Source organism: Pseudoalteromonas sp. ABV4_021 (assembly GCF_056159365.1).
In genome coordinates this window covers 808,350-824,421 of sequence record NZ_JBSWVB010000002.1, presented here as the reverse complement: position 1 = coordinate 824,421, position 16,072 = coordinate 808,350, and the positions used below count along the sequence as shown (strand labels likewise).

Below are 16,072 nucleotides of genomic sequence, written 5' to 3'. Positions count from 1 at the left end.
TATATTTCGCAAAAGTGAGCGGTTTATGTAAAAAATCTGTATAACAGAAACATTGTTTATTAATTGAGTAATTTAAAATGAATTATAAAAACACATTACTACCTGTTTCACTTATCGCTGCCGCGGTTTTCTCTTTCTCTACCCTTGCCAATGCACCTGCAGGTATTGATAACAGCCACCGCAGTGAAACAAACCAAGCACGCGATACATTTCGTAAGCCATACCAAACGCTTGAGTTTTTTGGTGTAAAAGCTAATTCAAAAGTGGTTGAGATTATGCCTGGTGGCGGCTGGTACACTGAAGTATTAGCGCCAATGCTTGCAGCAGAGGGGCAGCTTGTTGCAGCTCACTACCCAACTACAACAAGCTCAAAATACCGTAAACGCTCACGCGAAAACTTTGAGAAAAAATTAAGCGATAACGAAAAGGTATACGGCAATGTTGTTATCGCTGATTTTGATCCAAATGTGTCAATCGATGAGAAAACAAAAAACGCAGATGTAGTTTTAACCTTTAGAGGCTTGCACGGTTTACAAAACGGTAATCAGTTAGCGGCTGCATTTAGTCAGTTTAATCAGATGCTTAAACAAGGTGGCAAATTAGGCGTTGTACAGCATCAAGCACCTGAAGGGTTTGATCCGGTAGCAACAGCGAAAAAAGGCTACTTACCAAAATCACATGTAATTGCAGTGGCAAAAGCCGCTGGTTTTGACTTAGAAGCTGAGGCGTATTTCCACAATAACGCGAAAGACCGCATTATTATTGATAATGTTGAAGCAGGTGTATGGGCACTGCCGCCTTCACTTAATGCAAAAGAAAACAAAGAGCAGTACCAAGCGGTAGGTGAATCTAACCGCATGACATTACTTTTCAAAAAGCGTTAATTGAATAAGGCCTAAACCTTTAAAACGGATTGGGACCTAATACAAATCACGCATTTAGGGCTTAAAAATTGGCCATTATTGGCTTAGTTTTTCAAGCCCGTTTAGTTTATATTGAAAACAATAAAAATAAGCATAAGAAGACGAAACGTGGCACAAGCAGTTAAAAAAATCGTTATTGTTGGTGGGGGCACAACAGGGTGGATGGCAGCAGCGAGTTTATCGCGCTACATTCAAGACAAAGACATGTCGCTCACGCTAATCGAATCACCTAACATTAATACCGTTGGGGTAGGCGAAGCAACCATTCCTAATTTTGTCGATTTTAACCGCAATTTAGGCATTAACGATGCTGAATTAATTAAAGCCACACAAGCGACGTTTAAACTTGGTATTGAATTTGAAGAGTGGTCGCAAAAAGGCGAGCGTTTTTTCCACCCCTTTGCAGCCTATGGTGCACCCATCGAAAACTTAGATTTTCACCAATATATCAACAAGCTAAATGCAGAAGGCAAACTGCTTGATATTGAAGATTATAGCTTTCCAATTCAGCTTGCTAAAAAAGGCGGATTTGCGCAGCCAAATCCCAATCAAAACAACCCACTAGCGCAATACTCTTACGCCTATCATATTGATGCTGTTTTATATGCTAAGTTTTTAACGGATTTTTCTGTTAAACGCGGCGTAAACCATATTTTAGCGAATGTGAGCGAAGTTAAACTAAACGCTGAAAATGGCTTTATCCAAGCCTTAACCCTTGATAATGGTAAACATATCGAGGGCGATTTATTTATTGATTGCTCTGGTTTTAAAGGTGTATTAATTGAAGGGGCAATGGGTATTGGTCTTGATGATTTGAGTCATTTGCTACCTTGTGACAGCGCTGTCGCAGTGCAAACAGAACTAGTGGGTGAACCTACGCCGTATACCCGCGCAATTGCAAAAGAAGCAGGATGGCAATGGTGTATTCCGCTGCAGCACAGAATGGGCAATGGCTATATTTATTCAAGCAAATTCACGACAGATGAAGAAGCGAAACAAAGCCTACTCGATAGTGTAAAAGGACGCACAATTACCGATGTAAAAACCTTTAAATTCCCACTTGGCAGGCGCAAAGTCAGTTGGCATAAAAACTGTTTTGCCCTTGGTTTAGCTGCTGGCTTTTTAGAGCCGTTAGAGTCGCTTGGCATTTCGTTAATTCAAACCGCACTTGCTAAGCTTATGACTTTCTTCCCAGATATGTCGTTTAATCAAGCTGATATTGATGAAGTGAACCGCTTACACAATGATGAGTTAGACCGCATTGTTGATTTTTTATTAGTGCACTACAAATTAACTCAGCGCAACGACACCGCTTTTTGGCGTTACTGCCAAGAGATGCCCATTCCAAAAACCCTTGAGCACAAAATTGCCATGTATAAAAATCGTGGCCATGTGGTGATGTATGATAATGAGTCATTCCAACAAGCAAGTTGGCTTTCAATGTTTTATGGCTTTAACGTTACTCCTTCTCGCTACGATGTACGTTTAGATCACTTTAACTCAAGCGCAATAGCTGAAAACTTGGCGCAAATGAAGGCGCAAATTACTATGGCTGCGAATAATTGTTTGAGTCATCAAGCATTTATTGATAAACATTGTAAAGCAAATAATGATGTGAAAAATCAACAATGTTAGTACCGTTTACAAAAGCCCACATAGAACAGCTAGCGAGCTGGTTTGAAGATGAAGTTAGCCTTTCGAAGTGGTCTGGCCCAGGATTCCGTTACCCTTTTACAGAAGACACTTTCTTTCAAGATTTAAACACAGAGAAGCTAGCTTCATTTTGCTTGCTTTGCGAACAAGGTGAGTTTGTTGCGTTTGGACAATTTTATAATCGCCTAGATCGAATTCACCTTGCGCGCTTGGTGGTAAACCCAGCGTTTCGTGGTAAAGGCATCGCAGAGCGTTTAATTAATAGTTTGATTCAAAAAGGGAAAGCTCAACTTCAGTTAAATAGCGCTTCATTGTTTGTTTTGTCGGATAATTTACCTGCAGTTGCGGCCTATCAAAAATCGGGTTTTATTAAAGCGCAGTACCCAACGCGCATACCGTTAGAAAACTGCGAATACATGGTTAAAGCGTGCTAACTTAGCGATGTTTGTACTGGGTTTTGCAATATCCACGTGAAATACTCGGGTTTCGCAGCTTTAAATGCTTAGTGTAGCGGCCAGTTACGCGCGCTCGCCATAAACGAAAGCTGGCTGGTTTTAACGCTCGCCTCATTAATCGGATTACGTTTTTCTCAGATAATCCATAGAGTGTTTCGATGGCTTCAAATGGGGTTCTATCTTCCCATGCCATTTCGATAATGCGTGATTGTTCAGATTCAGTCATTGGTATGTAAATTAATAAAATGAATATTCTGAGTACGCTAAAAAACGTGTTTTTGATCAGTTGTTAAGGCAATTCGCTGGAAAGTCGTTTTGTGGTGAGATTAAAGGAAAAGTATTTCAGCAGCTAAAAGCAAAGGCGCTGCTGAAATATGTTAATACTAGTTCACGTTTAATTGGAAGCAGGTTAGCTAGACAGTAAATCTACCCATTCATCAGGATTACTGATGATAAATTCATAGGTTTCATTGTTTGTGCACGTAATGCGAATTGCATCTGAGGTAATAGGTAAAATGCCAGCCCCTTTGCCAACGCACTTTTCTACTTTAGCGATTGAAGCTCGCTCAACGTTATACGGGCCTAAACCTAATTTCTCGTTAAATGGTTCAAAACAAATACCGTATTGCGACACTGAAAACTGGCCATCAGCTCTTGTCACACCATTTTGAATGGTTGCCGTTGATGATTTTAAGGTACCTTGTTGCATCTTATTTACTCCATGTAACCCAAATACACTTTAAGCTAAATTTAACTTAAATTTAGTTTGCTACCTTAAGCGCTGAACTCACTTCAAACAAGTTAAAAAGTGTTAAAACCAAAGATTAAGCATTTTCAATTTCGGTTAAGAACTCGCTAAGAATGGCTTTGCTTTTTGCAAGCTCTTTCATTTTGTTATTGGTTGCCGAAATTTGCTGTTGTAACACTGTACGCAGTTCATCACATGGCTCAAAGATTGGGCGTTCAGCGCGAATACAAGGTAAAAATAGTAACATCGTTTTTAATGTCATACCTGCTGCGCTAAGTAGTTTTACACGTTCAATGGTTTGGTAATCTTGCTGCGAATAGACTCGGTACCCGGTATCTGTGCGCTTAGGCGTTAAAATGCCCTGTTCTTCGTAGTAGCGCAGCATGCGCACGCTGATATTTGTTTTCTTTGCCAATTCACTTATTTTCAACTTATATCTTGACCTTAACAGTACTGTGAGGGTTTGTGCTAGCGGCTCATTGTTACCTTTTCAATATTAATTAGCTGATGGAGACGATACATGAGCAAGGCATTTTTTAACGGTCATTTAATTGAACAATCAGAAATTAGCGATTTGGCGTTTGCAGGATTTGCCCATTTTACCGCAATGTAAGTGCGAAATAAGGCTGTAAAAGGGCTCGATTTACATTTGGCGCGATTACGCGACGCATCGAAATTGTTATTTAACAATCATCTTGCGGATGAGGATATTATCAATGGGTTAACCAGTGTGCTTGCCCATTCAGATAGCGATTTATCATTAACCATTACGATGTATTCACCGAAAGGTGAATTTAATACAGCAAGTATGAACGTTACGCCAAACATGCTGATAAGAACAAGTGCGCCGTCAAATGGGCCAATTGGGCCTCTCACCTTAGCTGCGATTGAACATCAGCGCGCATTAGCAAACATAAAACATGTAGGCGAAATAGCGAAAACACACTGTTTACACTTAGCAAAAAAGCAAGGATTTGATGATGCTGTTTTTATCAACCAATCAGGCGTGTTGAGTGAAGCAACTATTTGGAATTTAGCTTTTTGGGATGGCGAAAGTGTTATTTGGCCAAAAGCCGATATGCTAAAAGGCACTATGATGGGCATTATCCAAAGGCAATTAACGGCACTCAATATACCGCAAAAAACCATGACTATTTCATTGCACACCTTGCGTAATTTTACGGGGGCTGTCGTTATGAACTCTTGGACACCCGCAGTGAGTGTTAACAAAATTGCCAATATGCAATTTTCACAGTCGCAAGCATTTCAAAAGTTGCTGCATAATGCATATGAAAATGAACCGTTTACCTATCTCAATCGGTAAACGCGATAGAAAGGTACGTAAGCTTAATTGCTTACGTTTTTATTGTGATAAATAGATTGAAGTGACAGCGGCTTGTGAGTTGTTACAAACCCAGAGTCGTTATCACGTTAATAAATAGAGTAACCACTCAAAATGGCCACTTCTTGACTATACTCAATTGCAGTGTGTTTTTGCTGTTCGAGGTAACTGAGTGGCGTTTAGTAAAGCAGAAGAAATTTTTAAAATAGTTGAATCCAACAGTGCTAATTTACTCAGCAAATCAAAATGGTTATTTATACTCGTTATTGTTTTAATCCTAATTACCGGATTGTCAGCCTATTACACCTTTTTATCTCTATCGACACTTGAGAAAACCGAACAGCAGCGCTTTGAAATGTTGCAGCTGAGCAATCAGGTACGCTTAAGCTCCGATAATCTTACGCTAATGGCGCGCGCTTATGCCGCAACTGGAAAAACTAAATACCTTACCTTCTTTAACCAAATATTAGCAATCCGTAATGGTGAACACCCAAGGCCGAAACATTATGGACGTGTTTACTGGGACTTTTTGATGCCTGAACATGGGCTTGCGCCAAGTGAAAACGGCAAGGCGATCTCGTTAAAAACAATGCTGAAAAATGCAGGCATTACAGAAAGTGAACGGCAAATGCTGAATGAAGCGCAAGCGGCATCTGATAAGCTGGTTGAAATTGAGCAAAAGGCATTCTCTTTAGTTGAGATAGGGTTAACACAAACGCCTAACTACAATCAAAGTGAACAACGTTTAGCGGCGCTCGATTTACTTTATAGCGAAACCTACTTGCAAGCTAAGGCGAATATAATGGCGAAGGTAAATACATTTTTGCAGCTGCAAGGTCAGCGAACTGAAGCGGCTATGCGCGATGCAGGTAAAGTGAACAAGGTTGCGACGTTATTTGTGCTGCTAAGCTTTGTAATGCTTTTTGTCGCTGTTATTGCATATGCCTATTTTAGGCAGCTGTATAGCAGACGACTTATTAACTTGTTGAAAGAATCGGTGGATGGTCAATTTGATTTATTGACGCAAAAAAATGAGATTTTGGCTGAAAATGCCAAAGTAATGAAAGACACATTTGAGCAATTAGTCGAAGCCGAAAAAATGGCATCGCTTGGCAGTTTGGTTTCGGGGGTTGCTCATGAGGTAAATACACCGCTTGGTATTGCGGTAACGGCTGGGGATTACATCGCAAATGAAACCCGTACTTTAGAAACACAGTTTGGCAACGAGACTCTGTCGCGAGATGATATTACACGTTACTTTTCAAATATGAGTGAATCGGTGCGCCTTTTAACAACGAGTTTGCAGCGTGCCGCAGGGCTTATTCAGTCGTTTAAACAAGTGGCGGTTGATCAATCTCATCAGGATATACGATCCATTAATCTTAAATCGTACCTTGATGATGTATTTGCTTCGCTTACACCGCTATTTAAAAATAAAGGCATTACTATTCGTAATTTGATCCGCGATGATCTGTTATTGCAGGTTGAAGTTGGGTCAATCGGGCAGATTTTTACAAATCTTGTTAATAATTCAATTATTCATGGCTTTGAGCAAGGTAACCGTGAGGGTGAAATCGCCATTTCCGCCACTGATAATGAGCAACAGGTTGTGATCTCTTTTCGCGATAATGGGGTTGGAATGAGCGAGTCTGTTTTGAGCAAGGTTTTTGAGCCTTTTTACACCACCAATCGCAGTAATGGTGGCAGTGGCCTTGGTATGAGTATTGTCTATAACTTAGTAACAGCAAAATTGCATGGCTCAATTGAATGCACTAGTGAGGTAAATGCGTTTACTGAAATTACCATCACATTACCTAAAGCGCTTACAACGACTAACCCGAATAACTGATGTAACGTATTTGTACTGGTTTGTATGTTAATTGTTCAAGTGTTGCGTGTGAGCCGTTATGTAATTTCACCCGATGCACAAACCTGTTACCCTACGCACATTGATACTCTTGAGCAGCAAACATGATTAAAGATAACGAACTGATTAATACATTAGACGAGCTAGAAGCGTTTTTACTGTTAGTCGAAAATGGTGGTTTAGGCCTTAAAAATGTTGAAGGTGTGGCACTTGCTACAAATAACAGTGATGGTCGCCCATTTATTGCAGTATTAGATGATAAGCATCAATTATTGCTAGGTCGTTGGGTATCGCAAGATGTGTATGAGAATGGCAAAGATATGGTGCGTTACGGAGTGAAGAAAACGCATTGATACGCTTGACTAGTATAAAAAAGCCAAACATGCGTTTGGCTTTTAACGACTCAAATTTAATTTTATTCTTTTTCTTCTGTTTGAGTATGCCAAGACCAAGGGCTAAGCTCAAAAACCTTATCTGAATCGGTATTGCCATTATCACATACATTGTCATAGCCAATTATCCTTACAGGTAACTGATCGACAAATGACTTTTTAATGATGTCATATTGGAACGAGGCAACAGGCGATGACAAATCTAACGCCCAAGTGAGGGTGTTGCCGTCAACAACACAGCTTTCAAATGATGAATTTTCGCTGATTACGTTTAAGCGAAAGTAAAGTGATGTATCACCATTATCACCGGAACGAGTGATTAACTCACTTACCGTACCGTATACGTCATTTGCTGCATTAGCTGACACTGATAGCAGCGATAATGCGCCAAGTACTAAACTTTTAACTCTCATTGTTATTCCTTTTATGAGATGAGTAAATAATCTAACTTTATGCGTTTAAACGAAAAGTTATAGTTTAATCAGCGTAATTATTGCCTAATTTTCTTGTTAAGTAAATTGGTACAACCAGTTAGCCTATTGCTTACTGTAACTATAGTGTATTGAAATGTAGACAAATTGAACGGTGGTGTCTGCTAGCTGTGGCGAGACTCTTTATATACATTATGGTAGAAGTGCAAATAAAGTAGGTGATCGCGCTTTATATTTAGCCCTTCACGAATAATTGAACGAATAGGGTCTAAATTAGCGCCAAAGCGTTAATGGTCACGAGTAATTGCTCCTTACTCTTTTGTCGCTTTACTATTTGTGGCACCATCCAAGAATACTTAACCTAATTTAAAGCCTTGTTATGAATCTTAATTTTTCTGACTTTTCACCAGTGCAAATTTACCATTTAATGACGCAAACCATTATTCCGCGTCCAATTGCATGGGTTATGACTGATTCGGGCGAAAGTAATTTTAATTTAGCGCCATTTTCTTATTTTACGGCCGTATCGAGTAACCCACCTTTAATGATGTTTTCAGTTGGCAAAAAGCCGACAGGTGAATTAAAAGATACTGTTAAAAACGTTATCGAAACGCGGCGGTGTGTGATTCATATTGCGTCAGTGGATGATGCCAATTTGGTAACGCAAACTGCAGCAACTTTAGAGCATGGACAGTCAGAAGTTGCGCTTAATGATATTGCGCTATGTGAATTTGAAGGCTTTTCTATGCCGCGCGTGGCAGGTTGCAATATTGCCTATGGTTGCGAACTTTATGAAATTAAAGAAATGGGCGAAGTGCCACAAACGTTAGTGTTTGTTGAAATTAAAACCCTATTTTTAGGCGATGAAGTAGTATCGCTTGATCATAAAAAGCGCATTAAAGTTGACGCCGATAAGGTAAATCCGTTGGCGCGTTTAGGGGGCGGCGAATACTCGGGTATTACATCAGCATTTGGCATTGAGCGCCCAGAATAACGTGAACGTTTACAGTGAGCGCACGTTCGCTCACTGTGATGTTAGGCTAAGTTGATTGAGTTTTTGCCTAATGTGTCCCGAAAGTATTAGGTGTATGTGACTAAAAATTGAATTATCCGGAATGACCTTTAATCTAGATTGATTTATCTATACGTGTAGGCTTTTAGTTCCAAAGATGATCAAATCGATTCATAAAACGCAATTTCAAATTCAGTACCCACACCAACTTCACTATGCACTCTCACTTTGGCATTGTGCTGCTGCAAAATACCATAGGAAATAGCAAGCCCTAAACCAGTTCCTTCACCGGGCGCTTTGGTAGTAAAAAACGGCGTAAAAATATCGGCGATATGCTCTTTTTCAATACCATGCCCCTGGTCTTTCACCCGTACAATAATTTTATTACGGTCTTTCTCACAGCTAATGGTCAGTGCCCCCCCATTTGGCATGGCGTGTTTTGCATTAACAAACAAGTTAATAAATACTTGTTGTAATTTGCCTGCATTGCCAAGAATATTTGCTTCGGGCAGTAAGTTTTTTATTACTTCATGGTGATATTTGAACTCGTTACTGACCACGTTCAATGATTTTTCAATCACTACATTTAGGTCGATATTATCAAGTTCGTCGTTATCCATGCGTGAGAAGGTGCTAAGATCCGACACTATGTCTTTAACGCGTTCAAGTCCTTGCACTGAGGACGTTAATATTTCTTGGCTGTCATCAAACAAAAAATCCCCATCTAATGACTGCCACTTGGTTTGCATCTCTGTAACTTTTTCCTGTTCAGAGATGTTGTCTGCGTTAAGTGGCGCCATAATTTCAGCAAAATCAGAAAAGTACTCTCGCATTGTATCTAGGTTACTTAATACAAAGCCAACAGGGTTATTTATCTCGTGTGCTACGCCCGCCGCAAGCTGACCAAGTGATGCCAATTTTTCTTGTTGCACAAGTTGTTGCTGTGTTTGTTCCAACATTTTATTACTGGTTTCAAGGTCAGCAAGACGTTCTTGTAGCGCTTCTTCTGCGCGTTTACGCTCAATTGCAACTGATAACATACTGCGCGATGATTCTAATGTTTGCAGCTTAACGATATTGATATCGTCTTGTGATTCATACAATAATATGGCAATACCTACGCCTTTACCCGAGGGCAAATCTAAACTGTACAAGGGCACTAAAACGCAATCACTAAACTGTTCATTGGCGCTGTTACTAATGCTTTCGATTTCAAAAATTTGTGATTCGGATTCAGTGCTTACTTGCTGATATAGTTCATCGCGCTTTAATTGACGCAATACTAGCTTATAAGAATCGGGCAACGAGGAGGCATGTTGTTTTGTGCTCTGGCAGTAGTACTGAAATTGATGATACGAAAAATCTGCGTGTATTTCGACAAACAGATTATGGGCGTTAGTCATAAAATTATTGGTGCGCTCGAGATAATTTGCGACAATTTTATTTAAGCTAGGTTGGCGCCATGTTTCTGCTAATAAGCCCGTTAAAAATTCAAGCTGCCCCTGTTGGGTTGCCACTTCTTGTAGCGTTTGGTTAACCGCCTCTTCCTGCTGGTAGAGCTCACGGGTGTAGTCTTCTAGCTGTTTTTCCGCTTCTTTTCGCGCTAAGCGCTCACGGGCTAAAATACGTTCTAGCGCTGCCAATTTGGCAAGTGTTTCATTATTTTCCATTGAAAACGACTTCTATCTCGCAGTGTTCGCCACCTTGATGCATACATATGGGCTGAGAAAGGCTTACGGTTTCACCAAAATGTTGTGCCGCGCCTAAAATTAAGCCTTCCGATAAAAAGCATAATTTGCGTGGTGATTGGTAAATCATGGTTAGTTTGTCATCAATATGATCGTCGTAGCTAAAATCGGGTAGTTGTGCGTCTTTATAAAGCTTTTTAACTTCAACGTGAATGAGTTCGTCTACCATCATTAAAAATGCGCGTAACGACGGCGCATTTTGCGCTTCTTGTGGCGCTTGTGGCATTAATAATGGAAATAAAAAAACGCCAAAAGCACGTACTAAGTCAGGAATCGGCACTTCTAAGCGCTCAGATAAGTAGCCTACTATCGTAAATAATTCGCTGTCATCATATTGTTTTGTAGACGTGTAAATACCGTGCGAGGGCAGAGCGTTATTACTGAGTGCGTCGTCCCAAACTTGGTATCCGTGCCCTTGCTCAACAAATTCTTGTAATGCATTAAATATCGCGCCTTTCATAATTGCTTCCTTTTTACACATAATCAGGTTGATCTATTCAAAAAATAGTGTCATTTTTTAGTTAAGGCAATGTTTTTAGAGTAAATAGCGTATTGGCTTCGTTCGAGGATTACTATGACAGATAAGTTGAAATTAATGATCGTCGATGATGAGATGGAAGTGCTTAATGCATTGAAAAGGCTATTCAGAAAAGACTTTGAGGTTGAGTCATTTAGTGATCCGGAAGATGCAGCACAACAGTTATCTGAATCTACTTATAGCGTGATTATTTCTGATATGAAAATGCCTAAAATGAGTGGCGCTGAGCTGCTTTCTAAGGCGTTTGACGTTTGCCCCGACACCCCTCGCATCTTATTGACCGGTTATTCAGATATCGATTCTACTGCGATGGCAATAAACCAAGGTAAAATTAATAATTACGTGAGTAAGCCATGGAGCAACGACGAGCTCAAAAATGTGGTATTACAAGCGTCTGAGCAGTTTCAATTAAAGCAATCAGTAATGCGTTTGGAAAATGAGTTGCAATTAAAAAACGAATTACTGCGAAAGCAAAACCAAGATCTTGAAAGCAAAGTGCAAGCGCGCACGCAATCACTATCAAAACTCAACGATAAATTAAAATCAGCCAACAATCGCCAACGTAGCTTGTTTTATGATGTCATTGAAATGATCAACTTGATCATTGAAGACACAACCGGGGGCGGTGAAGGGCACGTAAAACGAGTTGCCAGTCATTGTCGTACGCTTGCTGCAGCCATGGGGCTTGAGAAAAACCAAGTTACGCAAGTGTACCTTGCAGGTTTGATGCATGAGATTGGTAAGGTCTCACTGTCAGATACACTAGCAAAAAGTATTGAAAATGAATTATCTCGGGCAGAACTGGTAGAAAAACAAACCCATGCAGTGAAAGGCTCCGAAATATTGCAAACTGTACCGCATTTAAAAGCGATTGGCGCGGCAGTAAAGCACCAGTACGAGCGCTTTGATGGCAGCGGTGTACCAGACCATTTAATTGGTACCAATATTCCGATTGCGTCGCGCATTCTAACCGTAGTAAATGAATTTGATAAGTTGGTGCTTGGGCGAATTAGTGAACAAAAGCTTTCACAACAGCAAGCTATTGATTACTTGAAACAAGAAAGTAAGACCTACTTTGACCCCGAAATTGTTGATGCGTATATCAAACTATTGAGCAGTGATACATTACTCGAACAACACAATATTGATTTATGTGTAGGTGTCAATGTGCTAGAGCCAGGCATGCATTTGAGCCAAGACTTACTTAATAAACAAGGTGCAGTGGTATTAACACAAGGCACTGAAATTACCCCAACACTTATCGAGAAGTTAAAATCCTACGAAAAAGAATGGCGTTATATCTTTAACGTATTTGTTCACTGATCTTGTTGCGAAATATGTTGATGATAAAGCGCCTTACTGGGCGCTTTATCGCAATTATTTGTTAGTTTACCTAGGGTCTGTTGACCTTTGCTGTTCTATTTTTGTTCTTTTTGAGCGTGCTTTTATCGCGGCGCTCGATGTGTGGCCTAGCAATCTAAGCGAATATCGAGCAACAATGAGAAAAGTGCGCTCAAAAGAACCGTTCGGCAGCGCTTGATTGGCTTTTCTACTGTGTTATCGGCTGACTCACATAGAATAACTATGCCACGCAGCCTCTGCCTTGTATAAAACCCAATCAAACTGCTGCAAAAACGAACTTGAAAGGTCAACAGACCCTAATGTGATACATTTAAATTTCTTATGGTTAACAATTGAGCAACCTGGTGTGTCAAAATGTGACCAAAAACACACTTACTTACCTAAAAAGCCTATTTTGCAGCCCGTCTTGTTTCTTTGAGGGTTAAACTATTTCCCACTTTCTTGCGACTAATTTCTAACTATAGTCAAGCACGTTGTTTGCGAAAAAATAAAATAGGGAACGCAATGAACATTACAACTCGGGCTTTAAAAAATCCGGCGGGGGTGGCAATTTTTGTAACCCTGTGTTTGGTATTAGGGGTAGTGAGCTTTACTAAACTACCTATTCAACTCTTTCCAGATATTGAACGACCTCAGATTACTATTTTCACTAGCTGGCGACAGGCATCACCAGCCGAAATGGAATCAGAAATATTAGAACCACAAGAAGACGTACTGCAGGGGCTACCAGGGCTCACCAGTTTACGCACCTTTGCAAATTCAGGTTCATCGTTTATCAATCTTACATTCACGCTTGATACCGACATGGATAAAACCCTGATCGAAGTGATAAGCCGTATGAACCGGGTACCGCCATTACCGCGCGATGTAAATCCACCGGTGATAAGTCTCGGCGGCTTTAATGGTGGTGCACCGGCACTAACCTATTTTTTCTTACAAGCGTTGCCCGGCAATGAAAAACCGATCAGCGAATATGCAACATTTTTTGATGACTCTATTCGCCCTCGTTTAGAGAGTATTCCGGGTGTTGCTCGCGTGCAATTGCAAACGGGTAACTCGCGTGAACAATTACAGATTGAATTTGATGCCTACCGCGCAGCAGAGCTTGGCATTAATTTAACACGAGTAAGCAATTTAATTGGTTCGGCAAATGATGCATCGGGTGGGTACGCGGATATTGGTCGTCGCCGCTATACGCTGCGCTTTGCTGGTCGTTTCGACCCAACTCAGCTCGGTAATTTGGTACTGGAATGGCGTGACGGCAAACCAATTAAACTCAGTGATATTGCTGAAATTAAAGTTACTCGCGATTCAGATAATGGTAGTGCGGTGCAAAATGGTAATCCGGCAATGTCGGTGCGCATAGACCGTGAAAGTGGCGCTAATGTGTTAGCTACGCTTGAGCGTGTTAAAGCAGAGGTCGACAAAATTCGCAGCCAAGTGCTTGAACCACAGCAACTTACAATGCATCAATCGTTTGATGCTTCAGTATTTATTTATCGTGCAATTAACCTTGTTTCGAGCAACTTAGTACTTGGGATCCTGCTTGCTGTAGGCGTACTTTGGTGGTTTTTGCGCCAGCGCCGCGCGACCTTAATTGTGGCAATGGCAATACCTATTTCAATTATGGCCACCTTTATTGTGTTGAATATCACAGGTCGTTCGCTTAACGTGATTTCACTTGCTGGGTTGGCATTTGCTACAGGCATGGTGCTTGATGCGGCAATTGTGGTACTTGAAAATATTGTTAGGTTGAAAACCCAAGGTTTACGCGCTGATAAAGCTGCTGCGAAAGGCACACAGTTGGTGTCGGGGGCGCTCATGGCCTCTACTGCTACGACTATTGCGATTTTTATTCCGGTGATATTTTTACGCGATGTGGCAGGGCAATTTTTTGCAGACTTAGCGCTGACCATCGCCATTGCAGTATTTATTTCCTTGCTGGTGGCACTGACTATTTTACCTGTGGCTGCGAAAATGTGGCTAAACCAAACAGTTGAAGAAGATAGATTAGAAGGCCTTTGGCAAACTATTACACGTAAAATTATGGTGTTGACTAACTCAGGTAAAAAGCGCCTTGCGGTAATTTTCACCTTGATGGCGGCACCCGTTGCGTTGACTGTGTGGTTGTTACCGCCACTTGACTACTTACCACCCGTAAAACGTGACGCAGTAGATGCATTTGTGCGTTTACCAACTGGTTCAAACCAAGAATTTGTTGAGCGCGAGTACATTAAGCCTTTGGTTGAGCGTTTACAGCCCTATATGGATGGCACGAAACAGCCAGCGCTTAAAAATTACTATATTTTATCGTTTCCTGGCAACGCAAACTTAGGCGTGCGCGCTAAAGATCAATCACAAGTGAAAGAACTTGAACGCGTAATGCGTGAAGAGATTTTGGTTGATTTACCCGACACCCGCGTGTTCTCACAGCAAGGTAATTTATTTGGCGGTTTGGGATCAGGTCGCAGCATTCAAATTCACCTACAAAGTCGCGACACGCGCGCCATGGCTGATGTGGCGGATAAAACCCGCGAAATCTTACAGGCGCGTTTTGAAGACAGTAACATTAATATCAATCCCGGCACCCAAGATGCAGAGCCTGAACTTCGCTTATTGCCAAATGACCGTCGCATGATGGAAGTTGGATTTAATCGCCGTGATTTAGCACAACTTACCCGAGCAATGGGCACAGGCCTATATGTTGGCGAATATTTCGATGGTAATAAACGCCTTGATATGATTTTCAAAGCTGAAGGTTGGCAAAACCCTGAAGAATTGTCGGCAATGCCGATTACTACGCCAAGTGGCACTGTAGTGCAGTTAGGCGAGTTAGTTGATGTTACACGAACGGTTGGGCCGTCACGTATTCAGCGAATTGACCGTCGTAGAACCATTACAGTTAATGTAAACCCACCTGAAGGTATGTCGTTACAGCAGGCGATGGCTATTATTGAAACTGAGATTGAACCGCAAATTCAAGCGCTTATGCCTGCAGATGGTTCGATTAACTATGGCGGTAGCGCCGACAGTTTAAAACAATCGATTAAAACCATGGGGCAGAATTTTATTTTGGCGCTCGGGCTACTTTTTATTCTGATGGCCGGTCTTTTTAAATCGTTAAAAGACAGCTTAATGGTAACGCTATCCATACCACTGGCAACCGTTGGAGGTGTTGTGGCATTACAGTTAATGAACCTTATTCAATTTCAGCCGCTCGATTTGTTAACCATGATTGGTTTTATTATTTTACTTGGATTGGTTGTAAATAATGCGATTTTATTAGTCGACCAAACTCGCCAAGGTGAACGCGAAGGGTTAAGCCGCGAAATGGCTGTCGAGCAGGCACTTAAACTGCGCTTACGCCCTATTTTTATGAGTACATTAACCAGTATTTTTGGCATGTTGCCGCTACTTATTATGCCAGGCGAAGGCAGTATTATTTATCGTGGTCTTGCTGCGGTAATAGTTGGCGGCATGGTGTTTTCAACCTTATTTACTTTGGTACTGCTCCCGGCATTACTAAAACAATTTTCAACGCGTAAAAGTGTTCAACCAACCCCTGTTACTTCTACTCAAACGCAACTGGAAGGGAATTAGT

General features: G+C 41.0%; 15 protein-coding genes. 9 read left to right on the top strand and 6 right to left on the bottom strand.

The genetic code is table 11. The annotated features are described in order from the left end of the window. The first annotated feature begins 77 nt into the window (after positions 1 to 77). The 3 genes from ACXAFE_RS17790 to ACXAFE_RS17780 all read left to right on the top strand — a co-directional run bounded on the left by ACXAFE_RS17790 (position 78) and on the right by ACXAFE_RS17780 (position 3,010). Positions 78 to 884 (top strand): class I SAM-dependent methyltransferase, encoded by an 807-nt coding sequence (locus tag ACXAFE_RS17790; RefSeq protein ID WP_475155760.1) that lies wholly within the window; start codon positions 78 to 80, stop codon positions 882 to 884. A gap of 147 nt (positions 885 to 1,031) precedes the next feature. After that, positions 1,032 to 2,558 carry a tryptophan halogenase family protein gene (locus tag ACXAFE_RS17785; protein WP_475155757.1) on the top strand — a complete coding sequence of 509 codons (1,527 nt, stop codon included), beginning with the start codon at positions 1,032 to 1,034 and terminating at the stop codon, positions 2,556 to 2,558. Next, positions 2,552 to 3,010: a GNAT family N-acetyltransferase gene (locus ACXAFE_RS17780; RefSeq protein WP_475155754.1), complete on the top strand. Its 459-nt coding sequence runs from the start codon at positions 2,552 to 2,554 to the stop codon at positions 3,008 to 3,010. The genes ACXAFE_RS17785 and ACXAFE_RS17780 overlap by 7 nt, the downstream gene beginning before the upstream one ends. A 1-nt stretch (position 3,011) precedes the next feature. On the opposite strand, the gene ACXAFE_RS17775 is transcribed toward ACXAFE_RS17780, so the two are convergent. The 3 genes from ACXAFE_RS17775 to ACXAFE_RS17765 form a co-directional block, all read right to left on the bottom strand. Continuing rightward, complete coding sequence (locus ACXAFE_RS17775; RefSeq protein WP_475155747.1) at positions 3,012 to 3,257, bottom strand: TIGR03643 family protein; 246 nt, start codon at positions 3,255 to 3,257, stop codon at positions 3,012 to 3,014. A gap of 183 nt (positions 3,258 to 3,440) precedes the next feature. Beyond that, entirely contained in the window at positions 3,441 to 3,740 is a 300-nt protein-coding gene (locus tag ACXAFE_RS17770; protein WP_475155741.1) for a hypothetical protein, read from the bottom strand. Between the two features lie 115 nt (positions 3,741 to 3,855). Then, positions 3,856 to 4,209: a MerR family transcriptional regulator gene (locus tag ACXAFE_RS17765; protein ID WP_475155738.1), complete on the bottom strand. Its 354-nt coding sequence runs from the start codon at positions 4,207 to 4,209 to the stop codon at positions 3,856 to 3,858. Positions 4,210 to 4,392: 183 nt separating this feature from the next. Here ACXAFE_RS17765 and ACXAFE_RS17760 point away from each other — a divergent pair, with 183 nt between their 5' ends. From ACXAFE_RS17760 to ACXAFE_RS17750, 3 genes are all read left to right on the top strand, one after another. Next, positions 4,393 to 5,103, top strand: coding sequence for an aminotransferase class IV (locus ACXAFE_RS17760; protein ID WP_475155734.1), 711 nt, complete (start codon positions 4,393 to 4,395; stop codon positions 5,101 to 5,103). Positions 5,104 to 5,293: 190 nt separating this feature from the next. Next, positions 5,294 to 6,970: a sensor histidine kinase gene (locus ACXAFE_RS17755; protein ID WP_475155732.1), complete on the top strand. Its 1,677-nt coding sequence runs from the start codon at positions 5,294 to 5,296 to the stop codon at positions 6,968 to 6,970. A gap of 122 nt (positions 6,971 to 7,092) precedes the next feature. After that, a complete protein-coding gene (locus ACXAFE_RS17750) occupies positions 7,093 to 7,341 on the top strand; it encodes a hypothetical protein (protein ID WP_010558230.1) in 249 nt (82 codons plus the stop codon). A gap of 62 nt (positions 7,342 to 7,403) precedes the next feature. Here ACXAFE_RS17750 and ACXAFE_RS17745 read toward each other — a convergent pair whose 3' ends face one another. Further along, the gene (locus ACXAFE_RS17745) at positions 7,404 to 7,793 is read right to left on the bottom strand and encodes a hypothetical protein (RefSeq protein WP_475155729.1); all 390 of its coding nucleotides are present in this window, start codon (positions 7,791 to 7,793) and stop codon (positions 7,404 to 7,406) included. 397 nt (positions 7,794 to 8,190) lie between these two features. Between ACXAFE_RS17745 and ACXAFE_RS17740 the strand changes: the two genes are divergently transcribed. Then, positions 8,191 to 8,805 (top strand): flavin reductase family protein, encoded by a 615-nt coding sequence (locus tag ACXAFE_RS17740; protein WP_475155727.1) that lies wholly within the window; start codon positions 8,191 to 8,193, stop codon positions 8,803 to 8,805. A 179-nt stretch (positions 8,806 to 8,984) separates the two neighbouring features. Here the strand turns inward: ACXAFE_RS17740 and ACXAFE_RS17735 are convergent, their stop codons facing one another. Together ACXAFE_RS17735 and ACXAFE_RS17730 are read right to left on the bottom strand one after the other, a co-directional pair. Continuing rightward, positions 8,985 to 10,493, bottom strand: coding sequence for a sensor histidine kinase (locus ACXAFE_RS17735; protein ID WP_475155725.1), 1,509 nt, complete (start codon positions 10,491 to 10,493; stop codon positions 8,985 to 8,987). Beyond that, positions 10,483 to 11,031, bottom strand: coding sequence for a heme NO-binding domain-containing protein (locus ACXAFE_RS17730; protein ID WP_475155723.1), 549 nt, complete (start codon positions 11,029 to 11,031; stop codon positions 10,483 to 10,485). Before ACXAFE_RS17730 ends, ACXAFE_RS17735 begins: the two co-directional genes overlap by 11 nt. Positions 11,032 to 11,145: 114 nt before the next feature. Between ACXAFE_RS17730 and nosR the strand changes: the two genes are divergently transcribed. Beyond that, complete coding sequence (gene nosR, locus ACXAFE_RS17725; RefSeq protein ID WP_475155720.1) at positions 11,146 to 12,432, top strand: response regulator c-di-GMP phosphodiesterase, NosR family; 1,287 nt, start codon at positions 11,146 to 11,148, stop codon at positions 12,430 to 12,432. 543 nt (positions 12,433 to 12,975) lie between these two features. Further along, positions 12,976 to 16,071, top strand: coding sequence for an efflux RND transporter permease subunit (locus ACXAFE_RS17720; RefSeq protein ID WP_475155717.1), 3,096 nt, complete (start codon positions 12,976 to 12,978; stop codon positions 16,069 to 16,071). Position 16,072 lies beyond the last annotated feature (1 nt).